The following is an 18,856-nucleotide window of genomic DNA, read 5'->3' on the forward strand; positions in this document are numbered from 1 at the left end:
CGACCCGTGACCGCCAAGCGGTGAGACCTCCACTGTGCCCGGCTGACCGCTCAGCCGGGTGCGAGCTTTAGTACGTCAGGCGAAGGAAATGTGATATTTGGGGATGGGGATACACAGGGGACATGTCCTGCGAGAGCGCCGCCTCCAGCGCCCGCGGACCTCGATGCGACATAATCCTCATATGTACTTACAGCCCGATTTTCCGGCGCATCCCACTAGCCGCGTACGGGCGAACTAGCCAGCCAGGACACCATGCGTTCCAGTCGGCGGCGCTGTTGGGCCGCCTGCTTGGGCCCGGATTCGAGCGCCTCGCGAACGAGTTCCATCGCCCCCTTGTACGTCAAGGCCTGGGCGATGTCCTCCAGCAGGCTGATCACAGTGCTGTCCGACTCACGGCCGCGCACGCTGAGCAGGTGCCGCCAGACAGCCAGGGCGGCGTCGTCCTCACCGCTGGCTATGAGGACCTGCGCCATGTGGCACTGCTGCAAGAATGTCAGCGCGGGATGGCGGCAGATCCCCTCGACGACCTCGGCCATCCGGCCACTCCCTCCGTACCTGAAGATCGAACCGAGAGCGGTCTGGACGTGGGAGCCCTCAGCATCGGGAAGGACAAGCACACGCTCGGCGATGCGCAGGCTCAGTTCATCGAGGCCCGGCATGCCGTCGTCATCCAGTGCTTGGGTCACGCCCGCTCCCCAGGAACTGGTGATCGTGTCCTCGAGCTGCGCTCGCAGAATCTCGACCGCACGCCGCCGGTCGATCTTCAGCAGGACCTCCGCCGCCGTGCGGCAATCCACGTCTCGTGCCGACGACCACCCCGGCGTCGCCTCCGCCACCCGGAATGCCGCATCGGGTAAACCGTTGTCGGACAGGCTCTTCGCGTAGTCGGGCCGGTCGAGGGGATGAAGACGGATCCCGTCGCCGATCAGGGAAACTATTCCGGCCGTACCCGCGGGGTCCTGGCCGTTGATCGCGAGCGAGATGACCTCGTCGCTGCCGATAGGCAGCGCATGCCCGAATTGCCCGTTCATGTTCGCCCCTCCAGCGCCTTTTCAGAGGTTGGCGCGGGCCATGCAATGCAATCTCACCCGTTCTGGAGAATCTAGTGATCTATATACCATGGCTCTCAGAACTGCAGGCGATAGACTGGGCGACCACAGAGATCGCATACGGCAATGCATCAGAGATCCCCGAGACCCTGGTTCGACTGGCTTCCGACAATGCCAATGAGCAGACGGAGGCATATGATAATATACGGAATTTCCTGGTGTCAGAGGGCATGCGCTTCAACGCCGCGTCTTATGCCATCCCCTTCCTGATCCGTCTGCTCCAGGAGGGCCTCACTCTTCGCAGCGCAAGTGTTCTCGAATTGCTGGCGGAGCTCACCTTCAGGGAAGAATCGGACTACCTTATCGAAGGAATCCTGCTGCACGAGACGTACATGGAAATCCCAAGTGCACTCGAAGTTTCCATGTACGACGGGGACGAGAAGAGCCTGAGTATCGACCTCTATTACAAAGTTGCAGCAGGGGTTCCCCTCTACTGCGATTACCTTCAGACAGGGACCTTGCCCGAACGCATTCAGGCGGCCGCTCTAATCGGATACTTTCCCGGCGAAAAGTCATACGCAAAGTCCTTTTTGTTGGACACTTTCACTTCTAGCGCACCGAGCGCCTTGGCCGGTACGGCGCAGATTGCCGCGGGGCTAATTGGGCTGCCGTCAAGCGATCCAGAAGTCAATTCCGTCCTGACCGATCGACTCCAACACGAGGACCGTCTGATTCGATGGGCAGCGGCGATCGCATTGGCATGGTCTACGAGGACTGCCCATGGGTATATCGCTGATCTTCTACATGAGTGCAAAAGCCTTGCAAAAGAGGAGAGCACCGAGATTCCGTATTTGCACGGAAATACGTGGATCTTGGCCGACTTGGCGCTGCGCTCCTGTCAGTCATAGGAAGCCTGCAGCCCAACTGCACGGTTCATCAGGCGAGCAGCCTTTTCATCGGCTCAAGACCGCGGCCGGTGATATCGCGGGCCTGGATCACCGTCCCATGGAAGGTGCCGCCCTCGATCGTGTTACGCGTCTCGCCCGCCCCGGTGATCGAGGCGGGCCGCGCGGCGGCCTGCGGCGGGGTGGGAGAGGGGACCGCGCCGCGGCGGGCCAGCACCACCCCGTACACCGACACCCCGAGCCCGGCCAGGCCGACGAACACTCCGATCACGCTGGCCAGCTGATCGGCCTGCGCCAGATCCAGCACAATGAAGACCACGCCCAGCACGCCGGCCACCAGCCCCGAGAGCACCAGCACGATCCACACCCACGGGCTCTTTCCCATCGCCATGCCGCCATCATGACCCCGCCCACCGCGCGACGGCCACCATCAGCGGGCTGGAAGCCGCCGCCAGCAGCACGATCTTGACGTCCGCGGGCGGCCCGCCTGCATGTTGCAGTTGATCTGCCCGGTCACCCATTGGTACAGCACGTGCACGAACCCGACCTCTCCGAGCGCCCCCATGAGGTTGGAGCCCCCTGCGGCGTCGTCGTTCCAGTTGAAGACGACGATCTGCATGATCCTGACAGTGACGTTGTTGATCTTGTTCAGTACGCCTGTCCTTCCGCAGAGGCGCCGGACGTAGGGCAAGGAAGCCTGCCCGGCAAGGCAACATGCGGAATTGGTTGGTTACGCACAGTGGATGCGGCCATGATGGCCGTGCTCCTATACCTTCGTTTCTTGCGGCAGGAAGGCGGCCTCGGCGTCATGGGCAAGCGTCGGGGCCGCGTGGACCTGGATTGAGCAGGCCCGGCCGAACTCTCGGCCGGGCGCGTGGTGAAAAGCTGTCAGACCATGCGGATGTGGCCAATGGCAGTGGTGCGCCATGTGCGTCCAATGGTCTAGGACACAAGATTGCCCCACGAAGATCTCGCCCTGCAGGGCGAGCTCGTTCGCATTCAGCGTGGTCACGACACGGGTCTCGGCGTGGCAGACAACGACCTGTACTGCGGGCACTGGCGGCGTCGCCACCGAGGAACAGCACGACCACTACCAGCGCGGATCCCGACCATGATCGCGATGTGTCGCCGGAGCGCTAGGCAAGGTCGGCGACTTCGTGCAGGCGCTGCCGGCGGTTGAACGCGCCGGCGATCCGCGCGACGACGGTGCGCGGCAGCAGGCGCGCGGGCCAGGTCAGGGCCCGGTTCACGGCCCGGCCCGGGTAGGACACCGCGCGCCGCCGGGCGTAGTCGTCCAGCGTACGGGCCGCGACGGTGGCCGGCGTGTCGGCAACTCGGGGGTCGATCGTGGCCGAGGTGCCGTCGAAGAAGCCGGTTGCGATCGCGCCGGGGTGCGCGGCCATGACGTGGACGCCGGTGCCGCGCAGTTCCTCGGCCAGCGCCTCGGTGAAGGAGAGCACGAACGCCTTGGTCGCGGCATAGCTGGCCTGGTAGGGCATGGGCTGGAAGGCGGCGGTGGACGAGACGTTGATGATGCCGCCGGAGCCGCGGGCGACCAGCTCGGCCCCGATCGCGTGGGTCAGCGCGATCAGACCGACGACGTTGAGCCCGACGGAGCGCAGTTGCGGCTCCAGCGGGCGCCCGAGGAACGGGCCCGCGCTGCCCGCGCCGGCGTTGTTGAGCAACAGGTCGACGGTCAGGCCGCGGTCACGCAGCTCCCGCAGGACCCGGTCCGGACCGTCCGGAGCGGCGAGGTCGCCGGTGATGACCTCGGCGTCCGGCCTGCCGTGCTGTTCCCGAATGTGTGTGGCGAGCTCCCGCAGGCTCCCCTCCGAACGGGCCAGCAGGATCACCCGTGCTCCCCGGCGCGTCAGCTCCAGCGCGTACGCCCGCCCCAGCCCCTTGGACGCGCCCGTGACGAGCGCGGTGACGCCGCGATAGTCGTCGGTCACAACAACCTCCATTGCTTCAAGTCTCGAAGTATTGACGCTAGCACGATCCTTCGAAACTCGAAACACCGGTAGAATGGCGGCATGACCACGCCCGAGCTCACCGCGGTGGTCGCCGCGACCCACGACATCTGGATGCGGACCAACGACCTGATCGGGCAGGCGCTGGCCAGGCACGCCCTGACACCGGCGACGTTCCAGGCGCTGTGGGCCATCGACCCGGCCGAGCCGCCACCCTCGATGAAGGTGATGACCGAGCGCCTGTACTGCAACGCCCCCAACCTGACCTTCATCACCAACCAGCTCACCGACCGGGGCCTGGTGGAGCGCGCCGTGGACCCGGCCGACCGCCGCTCTCGCGTCCTGGTCCTGACCGCCAAGGGCCGCGAGGTACGCGACGAACTGGTCCGTACGGCGATGGAGAAGACCCCGCTGGCGGTGCTGAACCGCGACGAACTGCGGCAGCTCATGGTCCTGCTCAACCGCGTCGTCAGCTCGGGCTGACGAGCCTGAGACGGGGGCGCCGCCCGATATCACGCCGTACCGTGAGCGCTCCCACCCCTGCGACTCGATCAAGCACTCCAAGCCCATGGCCGGCGGCTTGGAAGCCCCGGCGCGCTGATCAAGATGCGACCCGGTCGCCGATGTGGTCGACTGAAACATGCCCAAGAGCCGCGGCCGCCGCAAGGCCACCAGCAGCAGATCGGTCCGTCGTTCGCCTCTCCCGCCACGCCGATCAGACCTGCTGATGCGCGATGCCCGGCAGCTCACCGGCCTGGCCGATCCGCTGATGGCCGAAACCTGGGCCAGCGGTTGGCTCGGCGGGGCATGGTCGACCGCGGAGCTGGGCGAACGCGAGGCCGAGCATCGGTTGTGCATGGAGGTGACCGGCCGGGCATCCACCACGCCCTCACCGCACGGCCTGGCCGCGATCGCCGCGCTGGCGCGGGTCGCGCCCGCCACCGACATCACCATGCTGGCCGAGACGATCGAGATCCTGGAAGAGACCCAACCGCTGCCGCCCTGGTACAGCGCCGCATCTGCGGACACGGCATGGACCGCGACATCGGCGTGGCGAGCGGTGGACGTGTGGGACAGCGAACAGGTGCTGCTCATCGACTACGACGGTCCCCATCCCCACACGCTGATGGCCCAGGTCCTCAAGCCCGGGGGGCTGATGGTCGGCAAGATCGCGGTCCTGGAACCCGGCGCTGCCGCGCAGTGGGACCAACGACACGAATCCGACGAGGTTCCTATGCCGATCAGCCAGGCTCCGGCGCCCGAGGTGCTCGCCGACCTGGCCGATGCGCTGCGCACCACCGATATCACCTGGCCGCGCAACGACGATGAGGACTTCATCGACAACCGGGCGCTGGCCTGGTCCCGCTGCCGCGACCACCTGCCCGAGTGGCCCGAACGAGCCAGTCTGCCCGAGGCCGAGCGCCACCGCCTGATCCAGCGGTTCACCGCCGCCAACAACCTGGACGACGAGGTGAGCAGGTCACTGGCCGAGCTGTTCCTGGACTACGGCGAGGGCTACATCGTCTCCGGCCCGCTGGCCTGGAGCCCTGCCGAGGTCATGCTGCTGCTCACCGACTGGCTGCCCCGCAAGGCCATCCTCGATGCCGCCCAGCGCACAGCCCTCCCCGACGTCCTTCGCCAGTGGTCGGCCTTCGCCCTGGAGCAGCGCGGCATCGATCCCCGATGGATCACCCCGGTCGTCGATGCCGTCGATGACCACCTTCACGAGTTCCGCCAGGCATTCGATGACGACGTCTCCTGGGGTCCCGCCAAGCAGATCGCCGCCGCTCTCGCCGACAGCGGCGTCGACCTCACCGACCGGCAAGCCGTTGACGACGCCATCCGCGCACTCAACGCCGAACGACTCGCACGCGGCCTTCTCCCGTGATCAGTTGGGTATCAGGTGGCGTCCCGCCGGCCGATGTAAGAATCGCGCAGAGGTCGCGATCGCGGTCTTCGGCATCCGCGGACGGCATTCCTGAAAGCGCCACCGGAGTGCTCTCCGCGCAGTGATTTTGGTTCCTCGACAAAGGAGGGATTCCGTGCCCGGCATGGCCCGTGAACGACTGGCCGAGTTACTCGATGTGTCAGCGGCGGCCGCGTCCAGCGTCTATCGAAAGCTTTCCGCGACCGATCTGTCGGTGGTGGTGGACGGGGCCGGCCCGCTGCGGTTCCCCGTCTCCGATGAGCAGGCCGTCCAGCTGCGCGGGCTCGGCCACCGTGCGCGGTTCGGGCGCGGTGAGCAGACCCTGACCGACCCGGAGGTTCGCGACACCTGGGAGATTCCCAAGGAGTCGGTGCGCGTCGAGTGGACAGAGGCGTTCGCGGCCGTCCTCGACGGGATGCGCGCGGAACTGGGGCTCCCGCTTCATTGCGAGCTCACGCCGGAGCTCCACTCCATCCTGCTGTACGAGACCGGACAGTTCTTCGTCGCCCACCAGGATTCAGAAAAGGACGACGCCATGGTCGCGACCTTGGTGGTGACGCTGCCGTCCGCGCACACCGGCGGCGAGCTCGTCATCGAGCACCAGGGCCAGACCAAGAAATACCGGGGGCTGAAGACCGCGGTCTCGTTGGTAGCCTTCTACGCCGACTGCCGTCACCAGGTTGTTCCCGTGAAAACGGGCAACCGCGTCACCCTCACCTACAACCTGCTCCTGACGGGCGACGGCCAGGATGCGGCCGCCGAGCATCCGCTGGTCGGTGATCTCGCGGCCTGCCTTCACGCGCACTTCACCACCCCGGTCGTCCTCCCGTACAGCCGTCGCAGGGGCGATCCGCCGGCGCGGCTGGCATACCTGCTCGACCACGAGTACACCGCCCGCGGGCTGAGCTGGTCCCGGTTGAAGGGCTCCGACACCGCGCGGGGCGCCCTGCTGCGGGCCGCGGCGGAGCGGGCGGGTTGCGAGATCACCCTGGCACTCGCGGAGATCTAGGAGACCTGGGACGCCTACGATCCCGACGAGGAGGAGGATGGGTGGTACGGCGACCATGAGGACGAGGCCCCCGACGACGACGAGGACCCGGGCGGCGCGGACGACAGGCGGTACACCCTTCAGGATCTGATCGAGACCACGACCATGCTCGCCCACTGGATCGGCCCGGAAACAGGGCGGCTCGAGGACATCTCACTGGACCTCAGCGACGCCGAGGTGGCCTCGACGACCCCAACGACCGATATGACGCCCTACTCCTCCGAGTACGAGGGCTACATGGGCAACTACGGCAACACCCTGGACCGCTGGTACCGGCGGGCGGCGCTGGTCATCTGGCCCCGCGGCCAGGGCTTCGCCAGCCGGGCCGAGGCGTCTCCAGGATGGGCGCTGGACGAACTCACCGCGATGGCCCGCGCCGGGGAGATCGCGCGGGCCCGTGAGGCGGCGCGATCGCTGGAGTCCATCTGGCACGCCGCAGGCCGTTACGCCGGCCAGACCGAGCTTCTCGGCAAGGCGCTGGAAGCAGCCACGGAGCTGGATGACACGCAGATCGCCGCCATGCTGCTGCGGCCGTTCGTGTTGGAGCGGCTGGTCCCTGAGCACGGCCCGGCTTTCGCCGGCCTGGCGGCGCACTACGGCAGCACCTGGATCGACGGCCTGCTGCGCGATTGGTCCGAGGGCTGGCGGCCCGGCTCCTACGGCCTCGCCCAGGCGCCGCTGGAATGGCTCGAAAATCTTCCACAGCTGTGTGGCGCGCTCTCGGCGGAGGGGGGCCCATCCATCACCGCCGCCCGGAGCGTCGTCGGCCTGTCGTGGACGATGTTCGCGGGCCAGGTCGGTCCGGCGCTCGACGGGCCCCTCGTCTCCCGGCAGGAAGCATGGCTGACCTCCTTGGGGGCGCCATGCTCCGGGATCATCGCGGCCGCGAGCCGGCTGGGATCGACGGACGTATTGGAGGACGCCCACGAGCTCGCGCGGACAGCCGGTGATCGGGCGCACGTGCTGGCGATGGCCACGCTGCGCGCCGCCGGTGCGCGGCAGGCGGGCTTCGGCGAGCTGGCCGTCCACTGTGCCGAACGGATCCGGGCATCACTGGCGCAGCCACGACGCGCGCCGGGCGACTGGTCGATCGAGCTGCCCACCGGATGCGCGTGCGAGCTGTGCGAAGTGCTCGGCACGTTCCTCCGGCATCCTGAACGGCGTGCTCTCGGCTGGCCGCTCGCGAAGGACGGGCGCAGGCATGTCCACGCCCGAATCGATGACGCGGAGCTGCCCGTCCGTCACGAGACCAGACGGCAGGGCCGCCCGTTCACCCTGGTGCTGACCAAGACGGAAGACCTCTTCGAACGAGAGCGCCTCGCCCGTGAGCGTCACGTGGCGAACCTGGCCTGGCTCACCGACGACTGGAAGTCCTGACCGTGCGGCGGGGGCCGGTGACACCGGCCCCCGCCTGATGAGGGGTCACACCAGATCCGGGTCCTTCGGATCGGTGGCCGTGTGGCCGGCGGGCGCCCCCACCGGCTCGCGGACCGGTGGCGCCGCAGAGGCCGCCCCCACCGGCTCGCGCACCCGTGGTGGCGCGGACGCCGACCCGCGGGGCCGGCTCAGGTAACGCATCGCGGGCTGCTCCACGAACTTGAACAGCAGCCAGCCGGCGAGGATGTTCGCGGCGGTGAGGGCGACGATGAGCGCGACGCCGCCCCAGAGGCCGTACGAGTCATTGCCCAGCACCGCCGGGCGCAACCAGAAGAGCACGATGGCCTGCGTCATGAAGAAGCCGAACGAGATGTTCCCGAGCCACACCATCGGCCTGCTGCCCAGCACGGTGCGCTCGCCCCGGACGTTGGCCGCGGCGAAGGTGCCGATGGCCAGCCCGAAGGGGATCGCGGTGACCAGCGTCATGTTGTACGGCGAGGGCAGTTCGAGCGTCCCCCAGTACGCGAGCGCCAGCAGGATCACGACCGGGGTGTAGCCGATCCGCTTCGGCCACAGGCCGCGCATCACGATGCGCGCCAGGATCATGCCGAAGACGAATTCGAGCAGCCGTACCGGCGGGAACACGTAGATGAACCAGAACTGCGTCAACGACAGCCCGCCCCCGGGGATCGCGGGTGTGTCCGGCACCAGGTAGAGCGTGGCGAGGCAGATCGCGTACATGCCCGCGATCGCGACCGCCGCCGACACCCACAGCCGGTTGTCCGCGATCCGCCGGATCGGGATGATCAGCAGCGGGAACAGGAGGTAGAAGAGTATCTCCGAGGTCAGCGACCAGGCCGGCATGTTGGCGCCGCCCCAGTACCCGGAGTCGGTCGTCCAGGTGTTCACCAGGAAGAGGCTCGGCAACCCGTTGGCCGGCGTGGACGCGGCGGCGAACAGCACCATGGCCAGTGCCCACGTCACGATGTGGTTGGGGAAGATCTTCACGATGCGGCGGCGCAGATAGCCCCTCGTCCGCATGCCGGGGCGGGCCGCCCAGGTGATGACGAACCCGCTGAGGATGAAGAAGAAGGACACCCCGATGTACCCGCCCGGCCCGGTGAAGGTCATGAAGCCGGTGGCGAGCCCCTGGTCGGAGAAGGGCAGCGCGGGGTTCTGGTTTCCGGGGTAGAGCGGGAACGCCACGTGGCTCATGAAGACGAGCAGCGCGGCGAAGAACCGCATCCCGGTCAGCGCCGGGAGATCGCTTCGGCGTTCGGTCGCGGCACCGGGGTCCACGAAGGGTGTGGTGGCTGTCAAGGTCGGTTCTCCTCTTCGCTGGTCACGTGGCTAGGGCACATGGTCCGCGCTGGATGCCGCCCGGGCACCTTCATGATTGCGCAATCACACGCGGCGGGCCGGGACGTCTCACAGGATGTGCACGTCGGGCACGTAGAGGATCCAGCGTCCGCCCCGTTCGCGGAACGCCTGCTCCTTCGCCATGATCTCCTCGGCGTGGTTCCACGCGAACAGCACCGCGTAGTCGGGGTGGTCCGCGGCGAACGCCCCGGGCTCCAGCACCGGAATGTGCGAGCCCGCGACCAGCCGTCCCTGCTTGGACGGGGTCGAGTCGACCACGAACGGGATCAGTTCGGTCCCGATGCCGCAGTAGTTCGTCACCGTCGTGACCTTGGCGGGCGCGCCGTAGCCGACCACCCGCTTGCCCTGCGCGTGGAGGTCGCCCAGCAGCCCGGTGAGGTCCTCCCGGATCTTCCTGACCGCGCCGGCGAACCTCTCGATCGTGCCGTGCTCCGCCAGCCGCTGCTCGCGCTCCCGGGCCAGGAACTCCGCCACCGCGGGAGCCGGGGTGCGCCGGGACGGGCGCGCGATCGTGTAGCGCATCGTGCCGCCGTGCAGCGACACGGGCTCGGCGTTGACGAGCTCGAACCCGGCGAGCTCCGCCATGGCCTTGATCGACCGTACCGAGAAGATGAAGACGTGCTCGTCGTAGATCATGTCGAAGGCGTTCTGCGCGATGACCGACCCGAGGTAGGGCTCCTCGAAGACGAACACCCCGTCGGGCGTCAGGAGCGTGTCGATGCCCTTGAGCAGCCGCCGGAGAAAGACGATGTGGGCGATGCAGTTGGCCCCGAACACCATGTCCGCGGGGCCGTGCTCCGCGCGGATGGCGGCCGCGGTGTTCTCGTCGAAGAACTCGCCGAGCACCCGGATCCCCCGCCCCCGCGCGACGTCGGCGACCTCCCGGCAGGGCTCGACGCCCAGGTGCCGGACGCCGGCCTGCGCGATCGTGGCGAGCATGACGCCGTCATTGCTGCCGATCTCGACGATGAACGAGTCCGGTCCGGTCAGCTCGGTCTCCAGGAAACGGCGGGCATTCCTCTCGAAATGCGCGCGGTGCACCGCGGAACCCGACGCGTGATAAGGATATTCGTCGCGGTATTTCGCCTCTTGGGGAACATCATCGAGCAGCTGGAACATCGTGCAGGAGTCGCAGGTCCCCGCGCTGAGCGGGAAAGACTTCTCGTGCTCGATATCACGAGGCAACGGAAATCCGTTACCCGATGGCTGCCGCCCCAGGTTGACGGTTTCTTTCACCGTACCGCCGCAAATCCTACAGCTACCGTTCGACATGAGCCGAGGCTAACCGCGGTCCCTTACAGGGAACATCTCGACGATTGCGCAGTTCCGCGGCGCGGAACTGCGCAATGGGGAAGATGCCCGGCGAATGCGGCGGATGTGAGACTCGCTGGGTGATCGAATCCACTGCGGAGGCGCTGATGACCACGGACATGTCGGCCACCGCCACCCGGGACGCCGAGGGCACCCGGAAGGCCAACGTCTACAGCGCCGAGGTGAGTGAGTTCTACGACCTCGTCTACAAGGGGCGGGGCAAGAACTACGCGCACGAGTCCGCCGTCATCACCGAGCTGGTACGCGCCCGCCGCCCCGGGGCGGCCTCGCTGCTGGACGTGGCCTGCGGGACCGGGGAGCACCTGCGGACGTTCCGGCTCATGTTCGACGAGGTCGAGGGCGTCGAGCTGTCCCCGACGATGCGCGCGGCGGCCAGGGGGAAGGTGCCCGGCGTGACGATCCACGACGGGGACATCCGGCGGTTCGACACCGGCCGGACCTATGACGCGGTGTGCAGCCTCTTCGGCACGCTCGGTTACATGACCGACACGGCGGAGCTGGAGGCGGCGGTGGGAAGCATGGCCGCTCATCTGCCGACCGGCGGGGTGCTGATCGTCGAGCCGTGGTACTTCCCCGCCAAATTCATCGACGGCCACATCTCCGGCGACCTCGTACGCGGCGCGGACCGCACGGTGACGCGGGTGATGCGGGTGGCGCGGGCCACGGGCTCCACCGTCCTGCAGGAGGCGCACTGGTCCGTGGTGGACGCGACGGGTGTACGCCACTTCGACCAGGCCCAGATCTTCACCCTGTTCGAGCCCGCCGACTACACGGCCGCGTTCCGGCGCGCGGGCTGCGACGCCGAGTACATCGAGAGCGGGGACATCGGGGATGGCCGTGGGCTCTTCGTCGGTATCCGGCACTGAACGAACCGGACGGAGCGCGCTGCCGATGATCCCGCTGCTCAAGGCCGCGATCGGGCCGAACACCCTGGACCGGATCGCCGACGTGCTGAGCACCGGCATGATCGGGCACGGGCCGGTGGTCGAGGAGTTCGAGGCGGCGCTGGGCGCGCGCGTCGGGAACCCGTACGTGGCCACGGTCAACAACGGCACCTCGGGCCTGCATCTCGCGCTCCGGCTGGCGAGCACGCCCGGCACCGGCGACGGACGGGACGAGGTGCTGAGCACGCCGCTGACCTTCGAGGCCACCAACTGGGCCGTGCTGGCCAACGGGCTGCGCCTGCGCTGGGTCGACGTGGATCCGGCCACGCTCAACCTCGACCTCGACGATCTCGCGAAGAAGATCTCACCCGCCACCCGCGCCATCGTCATCGTCCACTGGGCCGGGTATCCGGTGGACCTGGACCGGCTGCGGGAGATCCTCGACGCGGCCGAGGCCGCGCACGGCTACCGGCCGGTGGTCGTCGAGGACTGCGCGCACGCCTGGGGGAGCACCCTTCGCGGCCGTCCGGTGGGCGGTGACGGCGAGAACATCTGCGTGTTCAGCTTCCACGCGACCAAGCACCTCGGCACCGGCTGCGGGGGCATGCTCACCCTGCCCGACGAGCAGTCGTACGAGCGCGCCCGCAGGCTCCGCTTCTTCGGCATCGACCGGCGGGCCGACCGGGTCAACGGCAACTACGACGTGCCCGAGTGGGGCTACAACTTCTACCTGGACCAGATCAGCGCCTCCATCGGGCTGGCGAACCTGGAGACAGTCGACGAGCGGGTGGAACAGCACCGCAGGAACGCCGCGTTCTACGACGCGGAGCTGGCCGGCGTACCGGGACTGGAACTGACCGCGCGGGAGCCGGACCGGGAGTCGTCCTGCTGGCTGTACCCGGTCAAGGCCGAGGACCGGCCCTCGTTCATGCGGAAGATGAACGACGCGGGGATCATGGTGAGCATGCTGGTCCGGCGCAACGACACGCACGGCGCCGTGCGGCAGGTCGCGGATTCTGCGCTGCCCGGCCTGGACGCCGTACACGAGCGCATCGTCCACATCCCCGTCGGCTGGTGGCTTTCCGAGGCCGATCGCGCGCATATAGCGGACACGATCAAATCCGGCTGGTGAACCTCAAGGATCATGGGCGAGGCGCGTTCGACGCCGATGCGATCGGGGGAGACCTGCCCGCCGCCATCGCCACCCTGGAACGCTCGGTCCGGGTGTGGCGAACCGGCTGAGGGTCGCGTGGTCCGGGCCGCCTGGTCGGGCGAACCCGGCCGGCTCGCCCTGTTCAGCCCGGACGCGGCGTGGCTGGGTGGCCTGGTGTGATCCCTAGCCCTTCATGGTGCACGAGACCTTGTCGCAGGCGTTGCGGAGTTTCGACCCCGCCTGCATGTTGCAGTTGATCTGCCCGGTCACCCATTCGTATAGCACGTGCACGAACCCGACCTCGCAGAGCGCCCCCATGAGGTTGGAGCCTCCTGTGGTGTCGTCGTTCCAGTTGAAGACGGCGATCTGCATGATCCTAACAGTGACGTTGTTGATCTTGTTCAGTACGGCGACGTGCTGGACGTTCTCCCTGCGCAGCGCCCCGAAGTGCAGGACCTGCCCGTCGACCTTGTTGGCGGCTTCGAGTTCGTCGGCGAGGTTGCGGAGGGCGATCCGCCGCGGCTCCAGGGCGCTCAACGCCTGCGCCTTCGCCTTGAAGCCTTTCGCCGCGTTCCGCTCGAACGGGGCGGCGGCCTTGGTGAAGAGGTCCAGCACCTCGAACGTGACTTCGTAGACCTCGTTCGCCGGTGCGGCGTCGGAGAAGGCGTTGAGGCGCGTCATCAGTTCGTCGTAGTCGATGAGGACGGTGTTGGCCGCGTCCAGTCTGTGCAACGCCGCGGCGTAGGTGTTGCGCCAGACGATGTTCGGATGTGAGAGCACGAGCTCGGTGACGAGCTCCTGGACGTCCTTGAAGTCCTTACCCTGTACGGTGATCATGAGTTCCCCTCGCGTTTGTGCCCGGACCCCCAGATGAAAGTAGGGGTGGCACCCGTTCCACGGCCAGCAGTAGTCCGCTGTCGGCGCGGACAGTGAACTCTGGCGACCCGACCGTGCCCGCCGTTACTGCGCGTTTCTCCGTCATGTGCCGGCCGGCGCCCTCTCCGGCAAGCGTTCCGTCCGGGGGCACTTCGTCGGTGGCCACCAAGGTCGGTGGCGAGTTCATCGGATCGAATGAACTGCTGGGCGGTGCCGTCGACGCAGGATGGCGACATGACGACGACTCTGGTGATTCGCGGTGGCACGGTTCATGACGGCAGCGGCGGCCCCGGGCGCGTGGCCGACGTCCTCGTCGACGGTGACCGGATCACCGCCGTGAGCCCCGGTGTGGACGCGCACGACGTGCCTGTGCTCGACGCGACCGGGCTGGTGGTCGCGCCGGGCTTCGTGAACGTGCTGAGCCACGCGTACTTCACCCTGGAGAAGGACGGCCGCGGCCTGTCCGACCTGTACCAGGGCGTCACCACGCAGGTCTTCGGCGAGGGCACCTCGATCGGCCCCTTCACCCCGGAGGTGCGGGCGGAGCTCGAACCCGGCGGCCCGCCGCTGGTGTGGGAACGGCTGTCGGAGTTCCTCGCCCACCTCGAAGGCAAGGGAGTCGTGCAGAACGTCGCGAGCTTCGTCGGCGCGCACAACCTGCGCATGATCGGGGCGGGCTCGGACGACCGGCCGATGACCGCGCCCGAGCTCTCCCGCGTCCGCGGCGTACTCGACGAGGAAATGACCGACGGAGCCCTCGGGCTGGGGTCGGCGCTCATCTACCCGCCGGGCTGCTTCGCCTCCACGGATGAGCTGGTCGCGCTCTGCGAGGTCGTCGCCCGGCACGACGGCACGTACATCTCGCACATGCGCAGCGAGGGCGACCACTTCCTGGACGCCGTCGACGAGCTGATCGAGATCGGCCGCCGGGCCGGGGTGCACGCGGAGATCTATCACCTCAAGGCCGCGGGACGGCACAACTGGCCGAAGATGGCCCAGGCTGTCGAACGCGTTGAGGCCGCCCGGTCCGCGGGCCAGCCGGTGACCGCCGACGTCTACCCCTATCTCGCCGGACAGACCCAGCTCGGCGCCTCGATCCCGCCGGACTTCCACGAAGGCGGCCACCAGGCTCTCGCTGCCCGGCTGGCCGACCCGGCCGAACGGGCCCGCATCCGCGAAGCCGTGACGACCCCCTCGGAGCGCTGGGAGAACCTCTACCTCGCCGCGGGCGGCGCGAGCGGCGTCATGCTGCTCCCCGACCCGAACGGGCCGGCGGCCAAATACCGCGGCCTCAGCCTCCGGCAGGCGGCCGACGGGAACGGCACCGACCCGGTGGAGATGTTGCTGGAGCTGGTCGAGCAGGAGCCGGCGCTGAACTCCATGTACTTCATGATGGACGAGGAGGTCCTGCGCACCGCGCTGCGCAACCCGTGGGTCTCCGTCGGCTCCGACGCGCCGACCTTCGCCACCGAGGCGCCGTACGCCGACGGTCCCACCCATCCGCGGGCCTATGGGACGTTCGCCCGCATCCTCGGCAGGTACGTCCGCGAGCAGTCCCTGCTCACCCTCGGCGAGGCCGTGCGCCGGATGACGAGCCTGCCGGCGGGCAACCTCGGGCTGCGGGACCGCGGTCTGCTCGCCCCCGGCAACTACGCCGACATCGTGGTGTTCGACCCGGACACGGTCGGCGACCAGGCGACGTACGAGGAACCCCACCAGTACGCCACCGGTGTCAGGCACGTGGTGGTCAACGGACGGACCGCGCTCGCGGACGGCGTACCCACCGGGCATCTTCCCGGCCGGGCCCTGCGGCGCGGGCGCTGAATGCGTGGAGTCGGCTCCATCACGGACGGCGCCGTGCCGGGGTCAGGGCTGGGGGCCGGTGCCCTGGGGGTCGAGCAGAATGATGATCGTCAGGATGACGATCCAGAGGCTGACCGCCGCCAGGATGAGCCTGCTGGTGGAGAGCTTGCGCATCTTCACAACCACCCGCTCTTGCGCAGCAGCCGATGGACGATGACGACGGCGATGACCATGGCGATCAGGCTGAGGGGGTAGCCCAGGAGCCAGTGCAGTTCGGGCATGTGGTCGAAGTTCATGCCGTAGATCCCGGCGATCATGGTGGGCACGGCGATGAGGGCCGCCCACGAGGAGATCTTGCGCATGTCGGCGTTCTGCTGCATGGCGACCTTGTTCTGTTCGCTGCCGACCAGGGCCAGGTGAGCGGTGAGGGCGTTGGTGAGCAGTTCGTTGTGGGAGTCGACCTGTGAGTCGACCCGCAGCAGGTGGTCGAGCACGTCACGAAACTGATCGGTGGTGCCCGCGCACAGCGGCACCCGACCCTTGACGATCTCCTCCAGCACCGGCACCAGCGGATCTTGGGCGCTGCGAAACTCCAGGACCTCACGCTTGAGGGCGTAGATGTCGGCGGTGACATCCGCCTGCTCCCGGCTGAACACCCTGTGTTCCAGGGCGATGATGTCGAGTTCGATCTCATGGGAGATGTGGGCGTAGGTGTCGACGACCTCGTCGCAGATCGCGTACAGCACGCCGGCGGGGCCGGCGGCCAGCAGGTCGGGATCGGATTCGACGCGCCGGCGTACTCCGGCGAGGGAGTTGGCCTGGCCGTGGCGGACGGTGATGACGAAGTCGCCGCCGAGGAACAGGTTGATCTCACCCGCCTCGATGTCCGACGACTCCTCCACGTACAGCAGCGGCTTCAGAACCACGAACAGGGTGTCGTCGTAGCGCTCGAGCTTGGGTCGCTGGTGGGCGTGGACGGCGTCCTCCACCGCCAGTGGATGTAACTCCAGCTCGTCCGTGACCAGGTCGAACTCCTCCTTGGTCGGCTCGTGCATGCCGATCCAGGTGAAACAGTCACCACTACGCCGGGCGGCGGCGAAGGCGTCGCTGATGTCGCCGCTGATCGTTTCCCGGACGCCGTCGCAGTAGATCGCCATATCCACAATCACGGAACGTATTCTCGCTTATCAGGCTTGCCCCTTTTGGCGTGTATCGAAAGTGGATCTCGTGCCTATGGTGTCGGAGCTCCAGCGACTAGATGGCGACTGATGTGCGGACGGGCACTGGCAGGGTGCACAACATCTGGTTGTGCGTTGGCCGTGGGTTGGTTGTTTGATCTCGGTGTCCACTCCTCGCTTTGATGCCTGTGGTCAACATGTGGTTGTCCGGGGTTGGCGAGAGTGGTTGGGCATGGGGCGGCGGTTCAGGTGGTTGTGGACGGCGTACGCGGTCAGCTCGTACGGCACAAGTCTCGGTTTCGGGGCGTTTCCCTTGATCGCGGTCCTCGTGCTGCACTCCGGGCCGGCGCAGGTGTCGGCGTTGTCCGCCGCGGCGCTGGCGGTGGGGGCCGTGGTCGCGGTGCCGCTCGGGCCGTGGGTGGAGTTCCGCCGCAAGCGGCCGGTGATGGTGGCGATGGATTTGACCCGGTTCGCGGCGTTGATGAGCATCCCCGCCGCGTTCGTGCTCGGCTGGCTCAGCTACGCCCAGCTCCTCGTCGTCTCCATCGTCGTCGCCGCGGCCAAGATCGCCTTCAACTCGGCCAGCGGTGCGTACCTGAAGGGGCTGGTGCCGCCCGAGCACCTGCTCGCCGCGAACGGCCGGTTCGAGTCCACGACGTGGTCCGCGACCGTGGTCGGACCGCCGCTCGGCGGGGCCGCGATCGGGATGTTCGGCCCGATGGCGACCGTGATGGCCGACGCCGTCAGCTACCTGCTGTCGGCACTGAGTCTCCGCGCGATCGGCGGAAGTGAGCCGCGTCCCACGCGAACCGGCGCGCCGCGACTGCGCGCCGGCGACCTGCTCGAAGGGTGGCGCGGCATCCTGGCCCACCGGGCGCTGCGGCGGCTGTTCTTCAACACGATGCTGGTCAACGGCCTGATCATGGCGCCCGAGCCGCTGCTCGCCGTGCTGCTGCTGGGCAGCCTCGGGTTCGAACCCTGGCAGTACGGCCTGGCGTTCGCGCTCCCCTGTGTCGGCGGCCTCATCGGGGCCCGGCTGGCGCGCCCGCTCGTGGCGCGGTTCGGGCAGCGGAAGGTGATGCTCACCGCCGGGGCGCTGCGTGCGTGCTGGCCTGTCGGGCTGGCGTTCGTCCAGCCCGGTGTCCAAGGGATCGTGCTCGTCATCGCCGTCCAGTTCGGCCTGGTGACCTGCCTGGGCGTGTTCAACCCGGTGCTGGCCACCTATCGGCTCGACCAGACCGACCCGAATCGGGTCGCCCGCACCTTGTCCGCGTGGTCGATCAGCGCCAGTGCCAGCATCGCGGCCATGACCGCCGTCTGGGGTCTGCTGGCCGCCGTCACCAGCCCCCGCACCGCGATCGCGGTCGCCGGAGTCCTTCTCCTGGCCACCCCGTTGCTGCTCCCGCGCCACGAGAACGCGCCGCAGGACGCGAGGGTCACTGTTTGACGGTGCTAGTTGTTTCAGTCATGATTGAAACAACTAGCACCATGAGGATGTGGCATGGCCGGTGAACATGAGCGGGAACGACTGCTTCGGTGGGTGGAGCGGGTCGCCGCCTTCTGCGTCGAGGAATGGGGGTTGCCCCCCATCACCGGACGCATCCTCGGATGGCTGATGATCTGCGATCCGGCCGAGCAGTCCGCCGGCGGGATCGCGGAGACGATCGGGGCCAGCCGCGCGTCCCTCACCTCGAACATGCGCTTTCTCACGGCCATCGGTCTGGTCAAGAAGGTGCGCAAGCCGGGCGATCGCACCGCCTACTACCGCATCGAGGACGACGCCTGGCAGAAGGTCATCCAGCGCAAGCTCGAAAGCCTGAGCGCGTTCGGCGAGATCGCCGGCGAAGGGCTCGACCTCGCGGGCGGCGAAGGACACCGCGCCGAGCGCATTCAGGCCGCCCACGACTCCCTGACCTGGCTGCAGGACCTCGCAGCCCGTCATCCACCACGCCGTTGAGGCAACCCCTCATTCAC

General features: G+C 67.9%; 18 protein-coding genes. 10 read left to right on the forward strand and 8 right to left on the reverse strand.

All coding sequences use genetic code 11. The features are described from left to right. Nucleotides 1–215 precede the first annotated feature (215 nt). Complete coding sequence (locus ACFPZ3_RS04135; RefSeq protein WP_379512577.1) at nucleotides 216–1,031, reverse strand: hypothetical protein; 816 nt, start codon at nucleotides 1,029–1,031, stop codon at nucleotides 216–218. A gap of 74 nt (nucleotides 1,032–1,105) precedes the next feature. Here ACFPZ3_RS04135 and ACFPZ3_RS04140 point away from each other — a divergent pair, with 74 nt between their 5' ends. Then, nucleotides 1,106–1,957: a HEAT repeat domain-containing protein gene (locus tag ACFPZ3_RS04140; RefSeq protein WP_379512578.1), complete on the forward strand. Its 852-nt coding sequence runs from the start codon at nucleotides 1,106–1,108 to the stop codon at nucleotides 1,955–1,957. A gap of 28 nt (nucleotides 1,958–1,985) precedes the next feature. Here ACFPZ3_RS04140 and ACFPZ3_RS04145 read toward each other — a convergent pair whose 3' ends face one another. The 3 genes from ACFPZ3_RS04145 to ACFPZ3_RS04155 all read right to left on the reverse strand — a co-directional run bounded on the left by ACFPZ3_RS04145 (nucleotide 1,986) and on the right by ACFPZ3_RS04155 (nucleotide 3,906). Continuing rightward, nucleotides 1,986–2,345: a hypothetical protein gene (locus tag ACFPZ3_RS04145; RefSeq protein WP_379512579.1), complete on the reverse strand. Its 360-nt coding sequence runs from the start codon at nucleotides 2,343–2,345 to the stop codon at nucleotides 1,986–1,988. Nucleotides 2,346–2,384: 39 nt separating this feature from the next. After that, complete coding sequence (locus ACFPZ3_RS04150) at nucleotides 2,385–2,573, reverse strand: hypothetical protein (RefSeq protein WP_379512580.1); 189 nt, start codon at nucleotides 2,571–2,573, stop codon at nucleotides 2,385–2,387. A 517-nt stretch (nucleotides 2,574–3,090) separates the two neighbouring features. After that, nucleotides 3,091–3,906 carry an SDR family NAD(P)-dependent oxidoreductase gene (locus ACFPZ3_RS04155; protein ID WP_379512581.1) on the reverse strand — a complete coding sequence of 272 codons (816 nt, stop codon included), beginning with the start codon at nucleotides 3,904–3,906 and terminating at the stop codon, nucleotides 3,091–3,093. Between the two features lie 81 nt (nucleotides 3,907–3,987). Here ACFPZ3_RS04155 and ACFPZ3_RS04160 point away from each other — a divergent pair, with 81 nt between their 5' ends. The 4 genes from ACFPZ3_RS04160 (at nucleotide 3,988) to ACFPZ3_RS04175 (ending at nucleotide 8,276) form a co-directional block, all read left to right on the forward strand. Next, a complete protein-coding gene (locus ACFPZ3_RS04160; RefSeq protein WP_379512582.1) occupies nucleotides 3,988–4,407 on the forward strand; it encodes a MarR family winged helix-turn-helix transcriptional regulator in 420 nt (139 codons plus the stop codon). A 244-nt stretch (nucleotides 4,408–4,651) separates the two neighbouring features. Beyond that, entirely contained in the window at nucleotides 4,652–5,812 is a 1,161-nt protein-coding gene (locus ACFPZ3_RS04165) for a hypothetical protein (RefSeq protein ID WP_379512583.1), read from the forward strand. A gap of 163 nt (nucleotides 5,813–5,975) precedes the next feature. After that, nucleotides 5,976–6,860 carry a 2OG-Fe(II) oxygenase gene (locus ACFPZ3_RS04170; protein ID WP_379512770.1) on the forward strand — a complete coding sequence of 295 codons (885 nt, stop codon included), beginning with the start codon at nucleotides 5,976–5,978 and terminating at the stop codon, nucleotides 6,858–6,860. A 144-nt stretch (nucleotides 6,861–7,004) separates the two neighbouring features. After that, nucleotides 7,005–8,276, forward strand: coding sequence for a hypothetical protein (locus ACFPZ3_RS04175; RefSeq protein WP_379512584.1), 1,272 nt, complete (start codon nucleotides 7,005–7,007; stop codon nucleotides 8,274–8,276). Nucleotides 8,277–8,321: 45 nt separating this feature from the next. On the opposite strand, the gene ACFPZ3_RS04180 is transcribed toward ACFPZ3_RS04175, so the two are convergent. Then, nucleotides 8,322–9,596: an acyltransferase family protein gene (locus tag ACFPZ3_RS04180; protein WP_379512585.1), complete on the reverse strand. Its 1,275-nt coding sequence runs from the start codon at nucleotides 9,594–9,596 to the stop codon at nucleotides 8,322–8,324. A gap of 108 nt (nucleotides 9,597–9,704) precedes the next feature. Next, nucleotides 9,705–10,928 (reverse strand): methyltransferase domain-containing protein, encoded by a 1,224-nt coding sequence (locus tag ACFPZ3_RS04185; RefSeq protein ID WP_379512586.1) that lies wholly within the window; start codon nucleotides 10,926–10,928, stop codon nucleotides 9,705–9,707. Between the two features lie 119 nt (nucleotides 10,929–11,047). Here ACFPZ3_RS04185 and ACFPZ3_RS04190 point away from each other — a divergent pair, with 119 nt between their 5' ends. Both ACFPZ3_RS04190 and ACFPZ3_RS04195 read left to right on the forward strand, forming a co-directional pair. Further along, nucleotides 11,048–11,854, forward strand: a complete 807-nt coding sequence (locus ACFPZ3_RS04190) for a class I SAM-dependent methyltransferase (protein ID WP_379512587.1) — start codon at nucleotides 11,048–11,050, stop codon at nucleotides 11,852–11,854. Between the two features lie 25 nt (nucleotides 11,855–11,879). Continuing rightward, nucleotides 11,880–13,004, forward strand: a complete 1,125-nt coding sequence (locus ACFPZ3_RS04195) for a DegT/DnrJ/EryC1/StrS family aminotransferase (RefSeq protein ID WP_379512588.1) — start codon at nucleotides 11,880–11,882, stop codon at nucleotides 13,002–13,004. A gap of 204 nt (nucleotides 13,005–13,208) precedes the next feature. On the opposite strand, the gene ACFPZ3_RS04200 is transcribed toward ACFPZ3_RS04195, so the two are convergent. Further along, nucleotides 13,209–13,862, reverse strand: a complete 654-nt coding sequence (locus tag ACFPZ3_RS04200; RefSeq protein WP_379512589.1) for a hypothetical protein — start codon at nucleotides 13,860–13,862, stop codon at nucleotides 13,209–13,211. Nucleotides 13,863–14,135: 273 nt separating this feature from the next. On the opposite strand from ACFPZ3_RS04200, the gene ACFPZ3_RS04205 reads away from it, so the two are divergent. Next, nucleotides 14,136–15,725 (forward strand): N-acyl-D-amino-acid deacylase family protein, encoded by a 1,590-nt coding sequence (locus tag ACFPZ3_RS04205; protein ID WP_379512590.1) that lies wholly within the window; start codon nucleotides 14,136–14,138, stop codon nucleotides 15,723–15,725. Between the two features lie 155 nt (nucleotides 15,726–15,880). Here the strand turns inward: ACFPZ3_RS04205 and ACFPZ3_RS04210 are convergent, their stop codons facing one another. After that, nucleotides 15,881–16,873, reverse strand: a complete 993-nt coding sequence (locus ACFPZ3_RS04210; protein WP_379512591.1) for a magnesium and cobalt transport protein CorA — start codon at nucleotides 16,871–16,873, stop codon at nucleotides 15,881–15,883. A gap of 241 nt (nucleotides 16,874–17,114) precedes the next feature. Between ACFPZ3_RS04210 and ACFPZ3_RS04215 the strand changes: the two genes are divergently transcribed. Beyond that, complete coding sequence (locus ACFPZ3_RS04215; protein WP_379512592.1) at nucleotides 17,115–18,329, forward strand: MFS transporter; 1,215 nt, start codon at nucleotides 17,115–17,117, stop codon at nucleotides 18,327–18,329. 54 nt (nucleotides 18,330–18,383) lie between these two features. Beyond that, nucleotides 18,384–18,839 (forward strand): GbsR/MarR family transcriptional regulator, encoded by a 456-nt coding sequence (locus ACFPZ3_RS04220; protein WP_379512593.1) that lies wholly within the window; start codon nucleotides 18,384–18,386, stop codon nucleotides 18,837–18,839. The last annotated feature ends 17 nt before the right edge of the window (nucleotides 18,840–18,856 follow it).

It is taken from the genome of Nonomuraea insulae (assembly GCF_042656245.1).